The organism is Devosia beringensis (genome assembly GCF_014926585.1).
GTDB lineage: Bacteria > Pseudomonadota > Alphaproteobacteria > Rhizobiales > Devosiaceae > Devosia > Devosia beringensis.
In genome coordinates this window covers 2754564-2775144 of the sequence record NZ_CP045422.1, presented here as the reverse complement: position 1 = coordinate 2775144, position 20581 = coordinate 2754564, and the positions used below count along the sequence as shown (strand labels likewise).

Here is a 20581-nt window from a genome sequence, read left to right as displayed (position 1 = left end):
CCATGAAGCTGGTGACCGGCAACTCCAACCGGGCCCTCGCCCAGGCTATCGCCAGCTATCTCGAGCTCCCCCTCACCGACTGTACGGTCAAGCGCTTCGCCGACAAGGAAGTCTTTGTCGAGATTCATGAAAATGTCCGCGGCGAGGACGTCTTCATCCTGCAGTCGACCAGCTTTCCGGCTAATGACAACCTGATGGAACTGCTGATCCTGACGGACGCGCTGCGACGTTCCTCGGCCCGGCGCATCACCGCCGTCCTGCCCTATTTCGGCTATGCGCGGCAGGACCGTCGCGCCACCGGGCGCACGCCCATCTCGGCCAAGCTCGTCTCCAACCTGATCACCGAGGCCGGCGTCCACCGCGTCATCACGCTTGATCTGCATGCCGCCCAGATCCAGGGCTTCTTCGATATCCCGACCGACAATCTCTATGCCGCGCCGATCATCACGCGGGATATCCTGGACAACTACAAGCTCGAAAATACCATGATCGTTTCGCCCGATGTCGGCGGCGTGGCACGCGCCCGCGCCGTGGCGCAGCGCCTCGGCACTGACCTGGCCATCGTCGACAAGCGCCGCCCCAAGGCCGGCGTCTCCGAAGTCATGAACATCATCGGCGACGTCTCCGGCCAGTCCTGCATCCTGATCGACGATATCGTCGATAGCGGCGGCACCCTGGTCAATGCCGCCGAGGCCCTGCTCAAGGCAGGCGCCAAGCAGGTTTCCGCCTACATCACCCATGGCGTGCTCTCCGAAGGCGCCGCGCAGCGCATCGGCACCTCCAAGCTCAAGGAACTGGTGGTAACCGACTCGATCGAGGAAACCGATGCCCACCGCGCCGCCGGCAATATCCGCCGCCTGGCCATCGCCCCGCTGATCGGCGAGGCCATTGCCCGCACCGCCAGCGAACAGAGCGTGTCGAGCCTTTTCGACTAAACCTGCCCTGCCGGTCGAAATCGGGCTTCCTCGCGCGACATTGCCCTGACGGGCTATGCTGCCTGCACCGAGGAGACTGCGATGAAGTTCATGCTCATGCTGATGGCCGACGAGAAGGTCGGAGCCTCATTTTCACCCGATGAAATGGCCGGCGCCATGCAGTTGATGGCGGCCTATCAGGGCACGCTGGAAAAGGCTGGTGCCTTTGTCGGCACGGCCGCCCTGGCCCCCACCTGGGATGCCCGGACCATCACCAATTATAACGGCGAGCTCAAGGTGACCGACGGCCCCTACGCCGAAACGCGCGAGCAGTTCGGTGGCTACTTCATGATCGAGGCGCCGGATATGGAGCGCGCCGTGCAACTGGCGGCTTTATGCCCAGCAGCCACCTGGGGCCCCGTCGAAATCCGGCCCTTTCATCCCGGCTATGGGCCCGACTGAAGAAATCTTGCTAGAAATGTAGAATGCGCCGCCCGCGCGCCGACATTGTCGCATCGGAGCGACTGTGCCCCGGTGCAATAACGGAGCCTTTCAGATGCAATTCATGCTGTTGATCCATGGCGACGAGCGGATCTCCAATGCCGCCACGCCCCCCGACGCCACCGTCATGAGCCCCGCCTACACCGCCTATAATGCCGCGCTGGTAAAGTCTGGGGCGATGATCGCCGGCAGCCGTTTGCGGCCCACCTCGGACGCCACCAGCGTTCGCATCCGCAACGGCAGGACCGAAGTACTCAACGGCCCCTATGCCGAGACCAAGGAGCAGTTTGGCGGCTACTACCTCATTGAGGCACCCGACCTGGACGCCGCGATGGACTGGGCGACCAAATGCCCGGCAACCCAGACCGGCACGATCGAAGTGCGCCCCGTGGTGGCGAACTGAGGAGAGCACCCATGCAATATCTGCTGTTGATCCACCACGATGACGAGGCGCTTGCCAAGGCGCCCCCTTCGCTCTGGGCCGAGTATGCCGCCTTCAACGCGGCGCTCGCCAAATCCGGCGTCGGCACCCCCGGCCTGCGGCTCGAACACGCCAGCAAGGGGCGCTCCATCACCCGCCGCACTGGTGCCGTCGAAATTCTCGACGGGCCCTATGCCGATACCAAGGAGCAGTTTGCCGGCTATCTGCTGGTCGACGTGCCTGACGTCGATACCGCCGTGCAATGGGCGATCCGCTGCCCGAGCGCGCATTATGGCACGATCGAAGTGCGCCCGCTCTGGGCCATGGCGCCAGCGTGACGGCATCAGGCGACACGGCGCGCCGGACTGCTGAGCGGGTCGCCCGCGACAGCTACGGCCGCCTTGTCGCCTATCTCGCCGCCCGCACCCGCGATGTGGCCGGCGCCGAAGACGCGCTGGCGGATGCCTTCGCCAGCGCGTTGCAGACCTGGTCAATCAATGGCGTGCCGGACGTCCCCAACGCCTGGTTGCTGACTGTCGCCCGCCGGCGCCTGACCGACGCGGCGCGGCGACGCCAAACGCAAGCGGCGGGAAAGGCGCATTTACAGCTCATGGCCGATGAACTCGATGATGCTGCCCATCAACATGACGACATTCCCGACCGGCGTCTGGCCCTGATGTTTGCCTGCGCCCATCCGCAGGTGGAGCGCGGCATGCGTGCGCCGCTGATCCTGCAGACCATTCTGGGCCTGACGGCGCAGGACATTGCTGCGGCCTTCCTGATCTCCCCGGCCACCATGGGCCAGCGCCTGGTGCGGGCCAAGACGCGCCTCAAGGAGGCCTGCATCGCCTTTGCCATTCCCGAGCGTGTCGATCTGCCGGATCGGCTGGACGCCGTGCTAGAAGCCATCTATGCGGCCTATACCAAGGGATGGGCCGAGATCGACGGCACAGGCGCGCCGCTGGCCGATGAAGCCATCTGGCTGGGACGCCTGGTGGTTTCCCTGCTGCCGGACGAGCCTGAGGCCAAGGGCATGCTGGCCTTGATGCTCTATGCCGAAGCGCGGCGCAGGGCCCGCCGCGACAGCACCGGCTTCTACGTACCGCTCGAGCAGCAGGATATTGCCCTCTGGGACGATTGGCAGATCGACCTGGCCGAGGTCCTGCTGGACGAAGCCAATGCCTGCGGACCCAGCGGCCGCTATCAGATCGAGGCGGCGATCCAGTCTGCCCATGTGGCGCGCCGCCGGCTTGGCGCCCAGACCTGGCCCGTTATCGTGGCCCTCTATACCCACCTCGAAACCCTGACCGGATCGCCGGTGGTCACCCTCAACCGCGCCGTGGCCCTGGCTGAGCTGGATGGGCCCGAAGCGGCTCTGGTCATTCTGGACGGGCTTTCCGATGACCGGCGCCTGGCCGACTATCAGCCCTATTGGGCGGCACGTGGCCATCTGGCAGCGCGGGCCGGCCGGCATGCAGACGCCCATGCGGCGCTGACCCTGGCCATTGGCCTGGCCACCGACGATGCTGTGCGACATTATCTGCTGGCGCAACGCGCCGCTTTGCTGGCCGATTGACCCTTCCCGCTTGCTCGTCCAGCCCCTTTGAGCTATAGCCCGCGCCATGAAGCGCTCGTCACCCCTGGAGGACGGGCGCGTATGCTGTTGTAGTGACGCATACACCAACCAGAGTGGATATTTCCATGGCTGAAGCTAAAGTGCTCAAGGCACAGGCGCGTGACGGAGTTGGCAAGGGGGCCGCTCGCGAACTGCGTCGTCAGGGACTCGTTCCTGCTGTTATTTACGGTGACAAGAAGGCTCCTGTTACCGTCTCCCTCGCCTACAAGGATGCCTACAAGTTCATCTATGCCGGCGGCTTCCTGTCGCACGTCATTGAGCTGGACGTGGATGGCACCAAGCACACCGTGATCCCGCGCGATTACCAGCTTGATCCGGTCAAGGACTTCCCGCTGCATGTGGACTTTCTCCGCGTGGGCAAGGGCACCAAGTTGACCGTTCAGGTGCATGTGCACTTCATCAATGAAGAAGCCAGCCCCGGTCTCAAGCGCGGCGGCACGCTCAATATCGTGCGCCACACCGTGGAAGTCTCGGCGCCGGCCGATTCGATCCCCGAAGAGATCACCGTCGACATGACCGGTTTCGACATCGGCGATTCGATCCACATCTCGGCCGTGACCCTGCCCAAGGGCGTGACCCCGACCATTACCGACCGCGATTTCACCATCGCGACCATCGTTGCGCCGTCCGCCCTCAAGTCGGCCGGCGAAGAAGACGATGCCGAGACCCCAGCAGCAGCCGCACCCAAGGCCGAGTAATCGACCTGACCGCCTGTTGCATCAGTTCGAGGCGGCCTTCGGGTCGCCTCTTTCGTTTCCGGAGTGAGCAATGAAGCTGCTTGTCGGCCTGGGCAATCCGGGCAGCCAGTATCAGGGCAACCGCCACAATATCGGCTTCATGGCGCTCGACGCCATTGCCCGCCAGCACGGCATTGCCGGCTTTCGCTCCAAGCATTTCGGCAGTCTGGCCGAAGGCACCATCGACGGCGAAAAGGTCATCCTGCTCAAGCCGCAGACCTTCATGAACCGCTCCGGCGACAGCGTGCAGCAGGTCGCCAAGTTCTACAAGATCGCCCCGGCCGACATCATCGTGCTCTATGACGAGCTCGACCTGGCGCCCGGCAAGGTGCGCGTCAAGGTCGGCGGCGGCAATGGCGGCCACAATGGCCTGCGCTCCATCGACCCCCAGATCGGCCTGAACTACAAGCGCGTGCGCCTGGGCATTGGCCATCCCGGCAAGGAAAACGTCACCCACCACGTTCTGGGTGATTTTGCCAAGGCCGACCAGATCTGGCTCGAACCGCTGCTCGACGCCATCGGCAAGCATATCGGCCTGCTGCTCAAGGACGACGACAGCGGCTTCATGAACAAGCTGGCCCTGGCACTCAAGCCGGAAACCGAACCAACAGCCAAGCCAACCACCAGCGGCGTGGCGAAGGCCCCGGCCGCCGGCCAGAGCCACATACGACAGGCGCGTCCCGCCAAACCGCAGGCCGCAGTGCCGACCAGCGGGCCCATGGCCGACATGCTCAAGAAGCTGTTCAAGGGCGACTGACGCAAACGGCGCGCCAACCGGAGTTGACGCGCCGCCAGAGATAGAGCTGCTCGATGATCAGGCGGCGGTGACGCGCCAGACTGCATCGCCGACATCGTCGACCGCCAGCAGCGCGCCATCCTTGGCCACCGCCACGCCCACCGGGCGGCCATGCGAGACCTTTTCGTCATCGGCCAGAAAGCCGGTCAGGATATCGATCGGCGTGCCCTGCGGCTTGCCATGGGCAAACGGAACCAGGATCACCTTGTATCCGCTGAGCTTGGAGCGGTTCCACGAGCCATGCTGGCCGATCACCATGCCGGCCGGCATTCCGGGCAGCGTATTCTCGGGCAGCCAGCACAGACCCAACGAGGCCGTGTGGCCACCCAGGGCGTAATCGGGGGCCGAGGCCTTGGCGACCATGGCCGCATCCTGCGGCACCCGGTCATCCACCGTCTGGCCCCAATAGCTGAACGGCCAGCCGTAAAAGCCGCCATCCTTGACCGAGGTCAGGTAGTCAGGCGGTGTCTCGTCGCCCAGCCCGTCGCGTTCATTGACCACCGTCCACAGCATGCCATTTACCGGCTCCCAGGCCATGCCGACCGGATTGCGCAGGCCGCCGGCAAATTCGCGCGACTTTTCGGTCACCAAGTCGAGTTCATAAATACAGGCGCGGCCAGCCTCTTCGGCCAGGCCGTTCTCGGCAATATTGCTGTTGGAGCCGACCGCCACGTAGAGCTTGGAGCCATCAGCGCTGGCAATGAGATTGCGCGTCCAGTGCCCGCCGGGCTTCATCGTCATCAGCGTGCGGCCCGCTGCGGTGATCTTGGTCTGGCCCGTCTCATAGGGGAAGGCCACGACGCTGTCGGTATTGCCGATATAGAGCTGGTCGCCCACCAGGGCCATGCCGAAGGGCTGGTTGAGCCCGGTCATGAACACTTCGCGCAGTTCCGGCACGCCATCGCCATCGGCATCGCGCAGCAGCGTGATCTGGTTGGCGCTCGGACGGGTCGCGCCGGCTCGGGCCATGACACGGTTCATCGCATAGTCGCGCACATTCTTTGGCGTACCGGGAATGCCGGCCGATTCAGCGACCAGCACGTCGCCATTGGGCAGCACATAGGCCCAGCGCGGATGCTTGAGGTTGAGCGCAAACGGCGTCACCTTGAGGCCGGTGGCGACGTCGGGCTTCTCGCCTGACTCCCAGCCCTTGGCGGTCGGCATTTTGAGCATCGGGATGGCGCCCTGCGGCTTGGCCTCGGGAATGGCCGGGGCCATGCCCACGGCCTGGGCGAACGAGCCCATATGCCGGCCGCGATAATACCACCAGGCAGCGGCAGCGATCAGGACGGCCAGAATGACCAGGGAGAAGAAAAGGGTCACGAGACGCCTCCGGCGATGGTGATGAGAACTGGAATGGTAGCGGTAATAGGCTGCAATGGCGCCCGCGACAAGCTGGCTTTGCCGCGCGATGCATTGACTTCTCTTCCCATCCGAACCAAGTGAAGGCTAACAAATTCCGGAGCATTCCCCATGGGTTTCAAGATGGGCATCGTCGGCCTGCCCAATGTCGGCAAGTCGACCCTCTTCAACGCGCTGACCCGCACGGCTGCCGCCCAGGCAGCCAACTTTCCGTTTTGCACGATTGAACCCAATGTCGGCGAGGTCTCGGTGCCCGATGCGCGGCTCGACCGGCTGGCCGTCATCGGCAAGTCGATCAATGTCCAGCCCGCCCGTATGAGCTTTGTCGACATCGCCGGCCTCGTCAAGGGCGCCAGCCAGGGCGAAGGCCTCGGCAACCAGTTCCTCGCCAATATCCGCGAATGCGACGCCATCGCCTATGTGCTGCGCTGCTTTGAGGACGGCAATGTCATCCACGTCGCCAACAAGGTCGATCCGCTGGCCGACGCCGAAGTGGTCGAGACCGAGCTGATGCTGGCCGATCTGGAAAGCCTCGAAAAGCGCCGTAACGGCGTCGAGAAGAAAGCCAAGCAGAACGACAAGGACGCCAAGCTCACGCTCGAGCTGATCGACCGGTCACTGGTCCTGCTGCGTGAAGGCAAGTCCGCCCGTTTCGTCAAGCGCGACGCCGAGGAAGAGAAATCCTTCCAGGAGCTGCAGCTGCTGACCTCCAAGCCGGCGCTCTATGTCTGCAATGTCGACGAAGGCTCGGCCGCCACCGGCAATGCCATGAGCAAGCTCGTGGAAGACTATGCCAAGGCGCACGATGCCGGCGTGGTGGTGATCTCGGCCGAAATCGAATCCCAGCTCGCCCAGCTCCCTGATGCCGAAGGCAATGAATATCTCGAATCGCTGGGCCTGCACGAAGCCGGCCTCAACCGGCTGATCCGCGAGGCTTACGCCCTGCTCGGCCTGCAGACCTATTTCACCGTCGGTCCCAAGGAAAGCCGCGCCTGGACCATCCACAAGGGCGACAAGGCCCCGGCCGCTGCCGGCGTCATCCATTCCGATTTCGAACGCGGTTTCATCCGCGCCCAGACCATCGCCTATGAGGATTTCGTGGCCCTGGGCGGCGAAGTGGCTGCCAAGGAAGCCGGCAAGGCGCGCGACGAAGGCAAGGAATATGTCGTCAAGGATGGCGACGTCATGCTCTTCAAGTTCAATACCTAAGGGTGATCACACTCGCGCCGGTTACGCCCGAGACCCCTGGCTTTGCGCCGCTGCTGGCAGAAAGCCAGGCGGGGGGCCACAACATGCTGCGCTTTTTTGCCGAGAACTGGCATAGCGGCGCCAATGTCTTTGCCCGCCGCGGCGAGATCATGCTGGGTGCCTGGGACGGCGACAGGCTGGTGGGGACCTGCGGACGCAATGTCGACCCCTATGATCCCAATCCGCGGGCCGGACGCGTGCGCTACCTATACGTGGCCGAAAGTGCCCGCCTGCATGGCGTTGGCCAGTTGCTGATCGCGGCCATCCAGCGCGATGCGGCGACCTATTTCGACTATCTCAACAGCAACGTGCCCGAACTGGCTTTCCCCTTCTACGCACGCCTGGGCTTTGAGACCCTCACCGACGAATATGCCACGCACCGCTTCGCCCTGCTGGACGACTGACCGCTAACCCTCGATCGTGTCCTTGCGCATCTGGCTGGGCGTCATGCCATAGGCCTTGCGGAAGTGTTCGTAGAACTGGGTCTGCGACACAAAGCCGGACTGGTAGGCCACATTGGCAATCGACAGGCTGCCGTCAAACAGCAGCGAGCGGGCGCGGATCAGCCGCATCCTTGTGACGAATTTCTGTACCGAGATATGCATGACCTTGGTGAAGAGGTTGGTCGCATAATTGGGATGCAGCCCCACCACATCGGCAATGCTCTCGGCACTGAGCGGCTCGGTGATATTCTCCACGATATGGCGCACCATGCGCACCACATAGCGCACCGGTGACCCGGTCCGGGTGCGCGAGCCCACCCCTTCCACCCAGGGCAGCAGCAGCGTGTCCCAGCCAGTAATGGCGGCGCGACGAAACATCGTACCGATCTCGGCCCGCACGATCTCGCTGCGCAGGGCATTGCCGCTGCGATAGTCCTGGTGCCAACGGTCGAGGGTTTCGAGGCCCACGCAGTCGGCATTGAGCTCGATCACCCCGCCGCCCATCAAGGTCTCGGTCAGCCGGCCCAGCTGCGGCATTTCCAGGAACGCATCCATGGGCAGGTAGATGTTGAGCTGGCGCCCCATGGCCGTCTCTGGGCTCAACCCGATGGTCTGGTGCGGAATGCCCGCCCAGAACGCCACCAGCCGCCCGGCACCCACGCTCACAGGGCCGCCGTCGAACACATAGTCCATGCTGCCCTGGGTCAGCCAGTTGAACTCGATATGCCCATGAGTATGGGCATAGGGCATGATCTGAGGCGCAAACGAGCGGATCCCGAACCGCCCAAAGGCCTTGCCGGACGAGTAGAAACTGCGGTCAGGCCGCGGGGTGGGACGGGGTGCACGCTCGCGCGGTTTTGGCGTACGTACCGCAATTTCAACAGTCATACTTATCCGCCCACTTCTTAGAAAACCGGAACAAGTCTCTATCATTCCGGATTGCAACGGCTGTGGCAAGGCGTACCATTTTTGCCTGAGCACGGGATTAGTCGGCAGGGAGTGGCCGATGCAGGCGATCAATGCCGACCCGCTGCCATGGGAGGTTTTATGAGAAAACACGCAATGGCCCTTGGTGGGGCCGGACTGATGCTGGGCGTCTCGTTATTGACGCTGCACGCCCAGGAACTGACAGGCGAACTGCCCGATCCGCCGGCATTTGCCGCGCAGAGCGAACCGACCTTTGTCAGCATTTCCGACATTCTGGAATACAAGGCGCTGCCCGAATATCACGAGCCTGACTGGGTCACCTCGAAATATGTCGACGCCGGCACATTGCCGCCCGTCGCCGAGCGCCTGCCCAAGGAGCCCATGGTCTACAAGACCGCCAACATGCCAGACGGCGTCGGCGTCTATGGCGACACCATGCGCCACGTCATCGGCGGCCGGCCCGAGGGCTGGAACTACATTGGCGGCCAGTCCCAAGGCTGGGGCGGCATTGATATCGGCCTCTCGGAATGCCTGACGCGCACCGGCCCGCTGTTCGAGGTCAAGGCCGACGAACTCGAGCCAATGCCGAACCTGGCCAAGAGCTGGGAATGGTCCGAAGACGGCCATGAGCTGACCATGCACCTGATCGAGGGCGCCAAGTGGTCCGACGGCGACCCCTTCGACGCCGACGACGTCATGTTCTACTGGAACGACAATATCCTCGACACCAATGTCTCCCCGCTCAATGGCGGCACGCCCGAGACGTTTGGCGTGGGCACGACGCTCGAAGCGATCGACGCCTACACCATCAAGTGGACGTTCAAGGAAGTCCGGCCGACCCAGTACCTCTACGCCATGGCCTATGGCACCTTCTGCCCCGGCCCCAGCCATATCCTCAAAGCCGAACATCCCAAGTACAAGCCCGAGAACACCTACGAGCAGTACAAGAACGCCTTCCCGCCCGAATATATGAACATTCCGGTGATGGGTGCGTGGGTGCCGGTCGAGTACCGTCCTGACGACATCATCGTCATGCGTCGCAACCCCTACTACTGGAAGGTCGACGAGGCCGGCAACCAGCTGCCTTACCTCAACGAAATGCACTACCGTCTCAGCACGTGGGCTGACCGCGACGTGCAGGCCGTGTCCGGTTCGGGCGACTTCTCCAACCTCGAACAGGCCGAAAGCTATGTCGAGGCGCTCAAGCGCTCCGCCGAGGATACCGCCCCTGCCCGTCTGCAGTTCGGCGCCCGCACCATCGGCTATGCGCTCGAGTTCAACCTGTCCGCCAATGGCTGGGGTGAACCCGATGCCCGCGCCCAGGCCGTCCGTGAACTCAACCGCAACCTGGATTTCCGCAAGGCAATCTCGATCGCCGTGGATCGCCAGCGTCTCGGCGACTCGCTGGTGCGTGGTCCGTTTACCGCCATCTATCCGGGCGGGCTCTATGCCGGCACGGCCTATTACGACAAGGCTTCGACGGTCTACTACCCGTTCAATCTGGACGCGGCCAATGCCCTGCTTGACGGCATGGGCCTGACCGATACCGACGGCAATGGCATCCGTAACTACCCCGCCGAGACCCTCAACGGTGCCGACGTGGAAATCACCCTGCTCGCCAATACCGAATACGGCACCGATACCAACCTGGCCGAAGGCGTGATTGCACAGATGGAGCCGCTCGGCTTGCGCATCATTGCCAACTTCCAGAGCGGTACGGCCCGTGACGACATGCAGCAGGCCGGTCAGTTCGACTGGCACGTTCGGCGCCAGGGCAGTGAACTGGTTTCCGTCGTCCAGGGTACGGCAGGTCTGGCCCCGACGGGTCCACGCACCAGCTACTTCCATCGTGCCGGCGAAGGCGACGTGCTCGACCTGTTGCCCTTCGAGGAGGAAATGGTGGGCATCGTCAACGACTTCATCGCCACCAGCGACAATGCCGAACGTACCGAGCTGATGAAGAAGTACCAGCGCGTCTTCACCGAGAACATCTACTCGGTGGGCCTGACGCAATACCCGGGTGCCCTGATCATCAACAAGCGCTTTGCCAATATCCCGGCCGGCGCCCCGATCTTCATGTTCAACTGGGCCGAGGACAACATCATCCGCGAGCGGGTCTTCGTCCCTGCCGACGCACAGGGCGACTTCGAGCTGCATCCGCAGACCCTGCCGGGCGCGCCCGGTTCGGCCGGCCCGATGTGATCGCAGCCTGATCCTGAAGACTCTCGGCAGGGGGTACGCCCCCTGCCCACCAATGAAAGGTTTCGCCCATGCTTCGCTTTCTGGTCATGCGCATCCTGGGCGCAATCCCCCTGCTGGCCGTCCTCAGTCTCGTCACCTTCGCCATCATCCAGGCGCCACCCGGCGACTATGGCGACACCATCCGCTCCATGCTGATCAACCAGGGCGGCGTTCCGCCCGCCCAGGCCGAAGCCCAGGCCGAGATCTATCGCGAGGCCAACGGCCTGAACGAGCCACTGGTAATCCAGTATTTCAACTGGATTGGCGGCATCCTGACCCGCTTCGATTTCGGGCATTCGCTCTATTACAACAAGCCGGTCGGCAATGTGGTCGCCGAGCGGCTGCCCGCCACCATCATGTTGGCGCTGACCTGCCATATCCTGGCCTCGGTGCTCGGCATTGGCCTGGGCATCGTCGCCGCCACCCGCCAGTACAGCTGGATCGATACCGGGCTGGGCATCATCTCCTTCCTGGGCATGACCATCCCGCGCTTTCTGCTGGCCATCATCATTCTCTATTTCCTGGTCTTCCGCCTCAACGTCTCGGAAGTGGGCATGTTCTTCTCGGCCAAATATGGCGGCGCGGCCTGGAGCTGGGACAAGTTCGTCAATCTGATGCAGCACATCTGGCCGGTCATCTTCATCGCCACCTTTGGCGGCCTCGCCTACAATATGCGCGTCATGCGGGCCAATCTGCTCGACGTGCTCAACAGCCAGTATGTCGAGACTGCACGCGCCAAGGGCCTGCCGGAAAGCGCCGTGATCATGAAGCACGCCGTGCCCAATGCCCTGCACCCGCTGGTCGCCTATCAGGGCGTCGTACTGCCCTATATGCTGACCGGTGAGATCGAGGTCGCCATCGTCTTCGGTCTGGCCACTGTCGGCCCCGCCATTGTCGGCTCGATGGGCGTCGGCGACGTCTTCGTCACCGCCACCTTCATGCTGGTGCTGGCCGTGACCCTGATCATCGGCAACATCATATCCGATATCCTGCTGGTCGCCCTCGATCCGCGCGTTCGTCTCGGGGGAGCCGCAGAATGACCGATACCCGCACCCGCTCCGCCATTCCCCTGCCCCCCGATGCTGGCGGCCCGATGCCGACCCCCGCCGAGGACATCACCGAGCATATCCCCCCGGTCAGCCGTTATGGCTCCGGCAGCGAAACCTATGCCACCCTGGTCTGGCGCCGCTTCAGGCGTTCGCCCATGGGCATGATCGGGCTGATCCTGGTGGCGCTGATGCTGCTGGTATCGATATTCGCCGATTTCTTCGCGCCAATGGATCCCAAGCAGGCCAACCTGCCCTTCGCGCCACCCGACGTCATTGCCTTCGAGGACCCGCAGGGCAATTTCAGCCTCATTCCCTGGGTCTATCCCGTCGGCGATACCGGCGAGTTCGACCCGGTCACCTTCCAGCCCCTGACCGGGCTGATCAAGGATGACCCGACACCCACCGGCTTCTTCGTCACCGGCCACAGCTACCAGCTGTTCTGGTTCGTCCCGGCCAATATCCACTTCTTCGGCACCACCGACGGTCGCCCCATCCAGCTGCTGGGTACCGACAAGTTCGGCCGCGATATCCTCAGCCGCGGCATCATCGGCTCGCGCATCTCGCTGATGATCGCCCTGGCCGTGGTCTCCATTACCACCATTGTCGGCACGCTGGTCGGCATCAGCTCTGGCTATATCGGCGGTCGCCTCGACAACTGGGTACAGCGCTTCGTCGAGTTCGTGCTGGCCTTCCCGCAACTGCCCCTCTATCTGGCGCTCACCTCCCTGATCCCGGTCACCGCGCCGTCCAATGTGTTCCTGAGCTTCGTCATCTTCGTCATGGCCGTGCTCGGCTGGGCGCAGCTGAGCCGCGAGGTGCGCTCGAAAACCCTGTCCCTGGCCCGCATCGAATATGTGCGTGCCGCCATCGCCGTCGGCGCCACGGACAGCCGCATCATCACCCGGCACATCCTGCCCAATGTGCTCAGCCACGTCATCGTCTCGATCACCCTGGCTGTGCCATCGGTCGTGCTGCTCGAAAGCTTCCTGGGTTTCCTCGGCTTTGCGGTCAAGCCGCCGCTGATCTCCTGGGGCCTGATGCTGCAGGACACCGGTACCTTCTCGGTGATCGGCTCCTATCCCTGGATTCTGAGCCCCGTCATCTTCGTGCTGATCACCGTGTTCGCGTTCAACGCCCTGGGCGATGGCCTGCGCGACGCCATCGACCCCTATTGAGGACCGGCCCATGAACGAACCCAAATTCACGCCGGTCTCAAACGATCGCCACGACCTTGGCAGCCATGGCCGCGAACTGATCCTCGACGCCCGCAATATCGGCGTGGACTTCAAGGTCGAGGGCGGCACCGTCAACGCCGTGCGCGATGTGTCGTTCCAGTTGCACAAGGGCGAAACCATCGCCCTGGTGGGGGAAAGCGGCTCCGGCAAGTCGGTGACCGCCCGCACGTTGATGAAGCTTCTGACCAAGCGCGCGACCATCCTGCCCGAGACGCAGATCACCCTGTCGGGCCAGAACATCGTCACCATGACCGACAAACAGATGCGCAAGCTGCGCGGCAACGACCTGGCGATGATCTTCCAGGAGCCGATGAGCAGCCTCAACCCGGTTTACACCATCGGCCAGCAGCTCTGCGAAGTCCTCCACCTGCACAACCGCATGAGCCGGGCTGACGCCATGAAAAAGGCAGAGGCCCTGCTCGAGGAAGTGCAGATCCCCGAGCCCAAGGCTCGTCTCAACAATTACCCCCACCAACTCTCGGGCGGCCAGCGCCAGCGCGTCATGATCGCCATGGCCCTGGCCAACCGTCCCGACGTGCTGATCGCCGACGAACCCACCACCGCGCTGGACGTGACTGTACAGGCCCAGATCCTGCACCTGATCGACAATCTCAAGGACAAGTACGGCATGGCGGTGATCCTGATCACCCATGACCTGACCATCGTCCGCCAGTTCAGCGAATATGTCTATGTCATGCAGAACGGAAGGGTGCAGGAGCACAATGCCACGGAAGCGCTCTTCGCCAATCCCCAACACGCCTATACCAAGCATCTGCTGGCCTCCGAACCCAAGGGCACGGCCCTGCCCCTGGCCGAGGGCGCTCATGAGACGGTGCTGGAAGGCAAGGAGGTCAAGGTCAGCTTCACCCTCAAGCGCGGCGGTTTCTTCAAACCGGACTTCTTCGAGCTCAAAGCTGTCGACAACCTCGACATAAAGTTGATGCGCCACGAAACGCTGGGCATTGTCGGCGAATCCGGCTCGGGCAAGACCACGTTCGGTCAGGCGCTGATCCGCCTTATCGGCAACCAGGGCGGCCAGATCTTTTTTGATGGCGAGCCGATCCACGACAAGGACCGTGCGGCCATGCGCCCGCTCCGCTCCCGCATGCAGATCGTCTTCCAGGACCCCTTTGCCAGCCTCAATCCGCGCATGTCGATCCGCCAGATCATCGAAGAGGGGCTGATCGTCAACCAGATCGGCGCCAATGGCCGCGAGCGCGTCGACCGCGTCCGCCAGGCGCTGGTTGATGCCGGCATGCCCGACACCATCCTCAACCGCTTCCCGCACGAATTTTCGGGGGGCCAGCGCCAGCGCATCGCCATCGCTCGTGCCATTGCGCTTGAGCCAGAATTCATCCTGCTCGACGAGCCGACCTCGGCGCTCGACCTGTCCGTCCAGGCCCAGATCATCGACCTGCTGCGCAAGCTGCAGGATGAAAAGGGCCTCTCCTATCTCTTCATCAGCCACGACCTCAAAGTCGTTCGCGCCCTCTGCCACCGCGTCATGGTGATGCAATATGGCAAGATCGTCGAACAGGGGCCTGTGGCCGACGTCCTCACCAATCCTCAAACCGAATATACCCAGCGCCTTGTCCGCGCTGCGTTCGACATAGCCGCTTAGGAGCATTAATTTATGGCAAATCCAAAAATCACTTTCATCGGCGCCGGCTCGGCGGTGTTCATGAAGAATATCGTCGGCGATATCCTGCAGCGCCCCGCGCTGGCAGGTGCCACGATCCGGCTGATGGACATCAATCCCACCCGGCTCGAAGAGAGCGAAATCATCGCCAAGAAGCTGATCGCCACGCTGGGCGTTTCGGCCAGGGTCGAGACATTTTCCAATCAGCGCCAGGCACTCGATGGCACAAATTTCGTCGTCGTCTGCTTCCAGATCGGCGGCTACGAGCCCTCGACGGTGATCGATTTCGACATTCCCAAAAAGTACAATCTGCGCCAGACCATCGCCGATACGCTGGGCGTGGGCGGCATCATGCGCGGCCTGCGCACCGTGCCCCATCTCTGGAGCATCTGCGAGGACATGCTGCAGGTCGCCCCCGAGGCGATCATGCTGCAATATGTCAACCCGATGGCCATCAACACCTGGGCCATCTCGGAAAGATACCCCACCATCAAGCAGGTCGGCCTCTGCCACTCGGTACAGGGCACGGCCATGGAGCTGGCCCACGATCTGGACATTCCCTACGAGAACATCCGCTACCGCTCGGCCGGCATCAACCACATGGCCTTCTATCTCAAGTTTGAGCATCGCCAGGCCGACGGCTCCTACAAGGATCTCTATCCCGAACTGCACCGCGCCTATGCCGAAGGCCGCGCCCCAAAACCGACATGGAATCCGCGCTGCCCCAACAAGGTGCGCTACGAAATGCTCAAGCGCCTGGGCTACTTCGTCACCGAAAGTTCAGAGCACTTCGCCGAATACACGCCCTACTTCATCAAGGAGGGCCGCGAGGACCTGATCGAAAAGTTCGGCATTCCGCTCGACGAATATCCCAAGCGCTGCGTCGAGCAGATCGCCAAGTGGAAGCAGACCTCCGAGGACTACAAGAAGGCCGACCGCATCGAGGTCAAGCAGTCCAAGGAATACGCCAGTTCCATCGTCAACTCGGTCTGGACCGGCGAGCCTTCGGTGATCTACGGCAACCTGCGCAATAACGGCGTCATCACCAGCCTGCCCAACAATGCGGCCGTCGAAGTGCCCTGCCTCGTCGACGACAACGGCATCCAGCCCACCTATATCGGCGAACTGCCCCCACAGCTGACCGCGCTGATGCGCACCAATATCAATGTGCAGGAACTGACCGTCCGCGCCATGATGGAAGAAAACCGCGAGCACATCTATCACGCCGCCATGATGGACCCGCACACCGCCGCCGAACTCGATCTCGAGCAGATCTGGAACGTCGTCGACGACCTGATCGAAGCCCATGGCAGCATGCTGCCGGGCTGGACCCAGGGCCCGCGCAAGCAGCGCGTGGCCTGACCTTCTCCCACGAGAACCGGCCTCGCGGCGCTCTGCTGCGGGGCCGAGCTCTTTTTCGGCACGTGCCAGACCGATCAACAAAAAAGGGCGCCCCGGAGGGCGCCCTGTCCGGGAGGACATCTCTGAAGGCCTAGTGGTGACCGCCCACCACTTCGCGCAGTTCTTCGACCGAGCGGACCTTTTTGCGGGCGGCGCCGTCCCAGTCGCGGGTCTTGACCGTCGACTTGGCCATGCGCGCCTTGGCGGCCGGGATGGCATCGGCATATTGCGGCAGCCACTGCGCCTGGGCGACGACCATCTCGTCGACCATGGCCCAGACCTCGTCCGGGGTGCAGATAGCGCCCACCAGCGGGTCATGCAGCACGGCCAGCTTGAGCGTATCGATATTGCCGGTCATGGCCGCCTCCACCGAGAGCCGCTGCACCGAGACCGAGACCGAGCAGGTGGCGGCGCAGGCGGTTGGCAGGGTGATGCCCTCGATCATGTTGATGCCGAAACGGTCGACAAAGCCCGGGCTTTCGATGATCGCGTCGTCGGGCAGATTGGTGATGATGCCATTGTTTCTGCGGTTGAAATGGCCGCGATAGACCCGGCCTGTTTCCATTGCCTCGATAATGTGGCTGGCATGCTCGCTGGTCCGCTTGTGCTCGCTCAGCGGCTTGTTGGCCTGTTCCTTGAACATCGGGAAATCGGTCTCGAACCAGTTGCGGCGTTCGGTCGAGTAGCGCAGATAGCCGCCAGTCTCGCCGTGGATCCAGTCGCTCATGTCGATCCAGCGGCCGATTTCCTCGGGCCGCTTGCGGTACCAGGGCAGATATTCGCTCAGATGCCCGTTGGACTCGGTGGAATAAACCCCGAAGCGCTTGAGCACGTCGATGCGCACCTTCTCCTGCCTGGAATAGACCGGATGCGCCTCGAAACCGGCGATGAGTTCATCGGCTTCAATCTTGCGGCCCTTGGCGCGGATGTCGATATACCAGGTCTGGTGGTTGATGCCGGCGCAGACATAGTCCAGTTCGTCGTCAGTCACGCCCAGCACATTGGCGATCTGATGGGCGCCGTGCTGCACCCCGTGGCACAGGCCGACGACATTGACGCCGCCATACATCTCGGCCGCCCAGGTGTTCATCGCCATGGGGTTGGCATAGTTGAGAAACAGTGCGCCAGGCTCGGCCACTTCCTTGATATCCTTGCAGAAGTCCAGGATCACCGGGATATTGCGCTGCCCATAGAGAATGCCGCCGGCACAGATCGTGTCGCCCACGCACTGGTCGACGCCATAGCGCAGCGGAATCGAAATATCGGTGGCGAAGGCCTCGAGCCCACCCACCCGCACGCAGCTCATGATGTAGCGTGCGCCGGTGATCGCCGCGCGCCGATCGGTGGTGGCGGTGACCTTGGCCGGCAGCTTGTTCACCGACACGATTGTCTCGATCACCTGTTTGACCATGTCCAGGTTCGCCGGGTTGATATCGGTCAGCGCGAACTCGCAGCCGACGAATTCTGGCACCTTGAGCAGGTCCGAGATCAGTGTCTTGGTGAAGCCGATCGAGCCGGCGCCGATAACGGTAACTTTGAATGACATGGCATTCGATCCAGTGCGACTGATTGCAGGAATATGTTGTCATATTGCTAGCCGCTGCTGACGCATGAATAGTAGAGAAAGCTTGTGCCATCGCGGGTAATTTTGTGCTCACTGAACTCATCGACCATGGCCACAAGGTGCGCCGACTGACTCTGCCCAAGAGCGCCGTGCCTCTCCATTGCATGGCCGTGAGCGCCGGCTATGAGCAGCGGCTGAACGAAGTCTATTCCTGGGACGGCCTGCAGCGCGGCGATGCGCCGTTTCTGGTGATCCAGCATACGCTGGTCGGCGAAGGCCGGCTCGATTTCGCCGGCGTCCATTATCGGCTGACACCCGGCCAGACCATGGTACTCAGCCTGCCCCATGCCCATCGCTACTGGCTCGAACGCGGCCAGCATTGGCAATATTTCTGGATGGTGCTCAATGGCCGCGAATCCCTGCGGCTGGCGCGCCAGATCATCGATGCATCAGGGCCGGTCATGACCTTGTCCCCTGCCATTGTCGACCGGCTGGCCGCGGCCTGCCTGACGCTGATCGCGCGCAGCGACATCACCCCGGGCGAGGCCTCAGCCGCCAGTTATGCCGCCATGGCGGCGCTGCATGACGGCGTCTTTGCAGCCAGTGCCGCCACCGAACGGCCGCTGCCGCCTGCCATCAACCGCGTTCTCGCCCATATCGATGCCCATCTCACCGGCCCGCTGCAGGTCGAGCGCCTGGCGGACATCGCCGACATGAGCCGCGGCCACTTCGTGCGCCAGTTTACCCAGGCCACTGGAATGGCGCCTTCGGCCCATGTCCTGGCCCGCCGCATCGAGCGCATAGAGCGGCTGCTGCTGGCCACCGACATGAGCGTGGCCGCCATCGCCAAGGCCACCGGCTTTGCCGACGCCAATTATCTGGCCAAGGCCTTCCGGCGCCAGACCGGCATGGCGCCCCTGCAGTTCCGGACATCGGGGCGGCTGGCGGCAGGCACATGAGGCGCATCTGGGTGCTCGGCAGATCCGGGTTGCCTTGCTGCACCAAAACGGGCAATACCACGCTTGACGTATAGGGCAACCCCATGACCAATCCTGTCACGCACGATCGCCGCCATTTCGAGGATCTCGCCGTCGGCGAAGTCATCACCCTGGGCCAGACCCGAGTGACCAAGGCGATGATCATTGCCTTTGCGACCGAGTTCGATCCCTTCCCGTTCCATCTCGATGAGGCGGCGGCCAAGGCCAGCCTGCTGGGCGGTCTTGCCTCGAGCGGCTGGCAGACCGGGGCACTCAGCCTGCGCATGCTGGTCGACGCCTTCCTCAGCAAGATCGCCTCGGCCGGCGGGCTCGGCTTCTCCGACCTCAAATGGAAGAACCCGGTCATGGTCGATGACACCATTGGCGGCACCGTGACCATTGTCGACCTGCGTCGCTCGGCCGGGCACCCGCAATGGGGCATTGTCACGCTCGACTTCGACGTGCGCAACCAGAAGGGCGCGCCGGTGCTGACCATGCGCCTGGCCAATCTGGTCGACACGCGCAACGCGGGAGCCCCGGCATGACCCGCTGGTTCGAAGACATCGTGCTGGGCGAGGTCTATCCGCTCGGCAGCCACACTTTTGACGCCGACGAGATCGTGCGCTTTGCCACGCTTTACGATGCACAATACTTTCACCTCGATGCCGAAGCGGCCAAGCACAGCCATTTCGGCGGCCTGGTGGCCAGCGGCTGGCACACCGTCAGCGTCGGCCATCGCCTGATGGTCGATACACTGTTTGCCGAAGAAGAACGCCTGCGGGCCATGGGCCTTGAGCCCGGCGTCTCCGGCCCCTCCCCCGGCGTCAATTCCATGGATTTCAAGGTCCCCGTCCGCCCCGGCGACACAGTGAGCTACGAACTGGTGGTCACCGACAAGCGGGCCTCCAACTCCATTCCCGGCTGGGGCCTGCTGTTCAACCGGCTGACCGCGCTCAACCAGCGCGGCGAACTGGTCTATCGCGCCGATCTGGTCGGCTTTTCCAAGCTGCGCGACTATCGGACACCGCTGCGCCTCAAGCTGATGCTGGCCCTCGGCAAATTGCCGCTGCTGGGCCCGCTTCTCAAACGCCGTGCTTGAAAGCGCGGCGGCAGACCGGCACTGTGTCCCCATGCACCGAATCGCCCTTATTGCTGCCGTCACCGCTTTGTCCGCCACCCCGGCTTTTGCCCAGAGCTTTGAGGGCAACTGGGGCTGTCGCGACACAACCAGCGCCAAGGCCGGCATCCTGACCATCTATGGCAGTGTCTATGGCTTCGCCTCGACCACGCTGGGGGACGCTGCCTCGGGCACCGGCACCATTACCGGCTACGAGGACGGCGTTGCGTTCAATGACGGTGGGTTGATGACGGCGCGCAACATCATCGCCGGACGCGTCATCGCCGACCCCACCTATGTCGCGGCCATTCAGCTGGAAACAGCCGATGCCATCGTCATGCTGTGCACGCCCCGCTGACACCCGCCATCGCTG

General features: G+C 63.1%; 21 protein-coding genes. 18 read left to right on the top strand and 3 right to left on the bottom strand.

What is annotated here, in order from left to right; genetic code table 11:
- Positions 1–2 precede the first annotated feature (2 nt).
- The 7 genes from GDR53_RS13525 to pth all read left to right on the top strand — a co-directional run bounded on the left by GDR53_RS13525 (position 3) and on the right by pth (position 4966).
- Positions 3–935, top strand: a complete 933-nt coding sequence (locus GDR53_RS13525) for a ribose-phosphate pyrophosphokinase (RefSeq protein ID WP_193334998.1) — start codon at positions 3–5, stop codon at positions 933–935.
- Positions 936–1016: 81 nt separating this feature from the next.
- The gene (locus GDR53_RS13520; protein ID WP_193334997.1) at positions 1017–1376 is read left to right on the top strand and encodes a YciI family protein; all 360 of its coding nucleotides are present in this window, start codon (positions 1017–1019) and stop codon (positions 1374–1376) included.
- Positions 1377–1470: 94 nt separating this feature from the next.
- A complete protein-coding gene (locus GDR53_RS13515; protein ID WP_193334996.1) occupies positions 1471–1818 on the top strand; it encodes a YciI family protein in 348 nt (115 codons plus the stop codon).
- Positions 1819–1829: 11 nt separating this feature from the next.
- On the top strand, positions 1830–2174 hold the full coding sequence (locus GDR53_RS13510; RefSeq protein ID WP_193334995.1) for a YciI family protein: 345 nt from the start codon (positions 1830–1832) through the stop codon (positions 2172–2174).
- Entirely contained in the window at positions 2171–3412 is a 1242-nt protein-coding gene (locus GDR53_RS13505; RefSeq protein WP_232846626.1) for an RNA polymerase sigma factor, read from the top strand. The genes GDR53_RS13510 and GDR53_RS13505 overlap by 4 nt, the downstream gene beginning before the upstream one ends.
- 125 nt (positions 3413–3537) lie before the next feature.
- The gene (locus GDR53_RS13500; protein WP_193334993.1) at positions 3538–4170 is read left to right on the top strand and encodes a 50S ribosomal protein L25/general stress protein Ctc; all 633 of its coding nucleotides are present in this window, start codon (positions 3538–3540) and stop codon (positions 4168–4170) included.
- A 70-nt stretch (positions 4171–4240) separates the two neighbouring features.
- Positions 4241–4966 (top strand): aminoacyl-tRNA hydrolase, encoded by a 726-nt coding sequence (pth, locus tag GDR53_RS13495; RefSeq protein WP_193334992.1) that lies wholly within the window; start codon positions 4241–4243, stop codon positions 4964–4966.
- A 57-nt stretch (positions 4967–5023) separates the two neighbouring features.
- Here pth and GDR53_RS13490 read toward each other — a convergent pair whose 3' ends face one another.
- Positions 5024–6328 (bottom strand): PQQ-dependent sugar dehydrogenase, encoded by a 1305-nt coding sequence (locus GDR53_RS13490; RefSeq protein WP_408639761.1) that lies wholly within the window; start codon positions 6326–6328, stop codon positions 5024–5026.
- Between the two features lie 150 nt (positions 6329–6478).
- On the opposite strand from GDR53_RS13490, the gene ychF reads away from it, so the two are divergent.
- Entirely contained in the window at positions 6479–7576 is a 1098-nt protein-coding gene (gene ychF / locus GDR53_RS13485) for a redox-regulated ATPase YchF (RefSeq protein WP_193334991.1), read from the top strand.
- 2 nt (positions 7577–7578) lie between these two features.
- Positions 7579–8019 (top strand): GNAT family N-acetyltransferase, encoded by a 441-nt coding sequence (locus GDR53_RS13480; protein WP_193334990.1) that lies wholly within the window; start codon positions 7579–7581, stop codon positions 8017–8019.
- Positions 8020–8022: 3 nt separating this feature from the next.
- On the opposite strand, the gene GDR53_RS13475 is transcribed toward GDR53_RS13480, so the two are convergent.
- On the bottom strand, positions 8023–8946 hold the full coding sequence (locus GDR53_RS13475; protein ID WP_193334989.1) for a helix-turn-helix domain-containing protein: 924 nt from the start codon (positions 8944–8946) through the stop codon (positions 8023–8025).
- A 159-nt stretch (positions 8947–9105) separates the two neighbouring features.
- Here GDR53_RS13475 and GDR53_RS13470 point away from each other — a divergent pair, with 159 nt between their 5' ends.
- The 5 genes from GDR53_RS13470 to melA (GDR53_RS13450) all read left to right on the top strand — a co-directional run bounded on the left by GDR53_RS13470 (position 9106) and on the right by melA (GDR53_RS13450) (position 16511).
- Positions 9106–11187 carry an ABC transporter substrate-binding protein gene (locus GDR53_RS13470; protein WP_193334988.1) on the top strand — a complete coding sequence of 694 codons (2082 nt, stop codon included), beginning with the start codon at positions 9106–9108 and terminating at the stop codon, positions 11185–11187.
- Positions 11188–11255: 68 nt separating this feature from the next.
- The gene (locus tag GDR53_RS13465) at positions 11256–12266 is read left to right on the top strand and encodes an ABC transporter permease (RefSeq protein ID WP_193334987.1); all 1011 of its coding nucleotides are present in this window, start codon (positions 11256–11258) and stop codon (positions 12264–12266) included.
- Between the two features lie 53 nt (positions 12267–12319).
- On the top strand, positions 12320–13450 hold the full coding sequence (locus GDR53_RS13460; protein WP_232846825.1) for an ABC transporter permease: 1131 nt from the start codon (positions 12320–12322) through the stop codon (positions 13448–13450).
- A gap of 10 nt (positions 13451–13460) precedes the next feature.
- Complete coding sequence (locus GDR53_RS13455) at positions 13461–15131, top strand: ABC transporter ATP-binding protein (protein WP_193334985.1); 1671 nt, start codon at positions 13461–13463, stop codon at positions 15129–15131.
- A gap of 12 nt (positions 15132–15143) precedes the next feature.
- Entirely contained in the window at positions 15144–16511 is a 1368-nt protein-coding gene (gene melA, locus GDR53_RS13450; protein ID WP_193334984.1) for an alpha-glucosidase/alpha-galactosidase, read from the top strand.
- A gap of 130 nt (positions 16512–16641) precedes the next feature.
- Here melA (GDR53_RS13450) and melA (GDR53_RS13445) read toward each other — a convergent pair whose 3' ends face one another.
- On the bottom strand, positions 16642–18096 hold the full coding sequence (melA, locus tag GDR53_RS13445; protein ID WP_193334983.1) for an alpha-glucosidase/alpha-galactosidase: 1455 nt from the start codon (positions 18094–18096) through the stop codon (positions 16642–16644).
- Between the two features lie 104 nt (positions 18097–18200).
- On the opposite strand from melA (GDR53_RS13445), the gene GDR53_RS13440 reads away from it, so the two are divergent.
- From GDR53_RS13440 to GDR53_RS13425, 4 genes are all read left to right on the top strand, one after another.
- Positions 18201–19073, top strand: coding sequence for an AraC family transcriptional regulator (locus tag GDR53_RS13440; protein ID WP_193334982.1), 873 nt, complete (start codon positions 18201–18203; stop codon positions 19071–19073).
- 83 nt (positions 19074–19156) lie between these two features.
- Positions 19157–19636 (top strand): MaoC family dehydratase, encoded by a 480-nt coding sequence (locus GDR53_RS13435; protein WP_193334981.1) that lies wholly within the window; start codon positions 19157–19159, stop codon positions 19634–19636.
- Positions 19633–20190, top strand: a complete 558-nt coding sequence (locus GDR53_RS13430; protein WP_193334980.1) for a MaoC family dehydratase — start codon at positions 19633–19635, stop codon at positions 20188–20190. Before GDR53_RS13435 ends, GDR53_RS13430 begins: the two co-directional genes overlap by 4 nt.
- Before the next feature lie 31 nt (positions 20191–20221).
- Entirely contained in the window at positions 20222–20566 is a 345-nt protein-coding gene (locus GDR53_RS13425) for a hypothetical protein (RefSeq protein WP_193334979.1), read from the top strand.
- Positions 20567–20581: the final 15 nt, after the last annotated feature.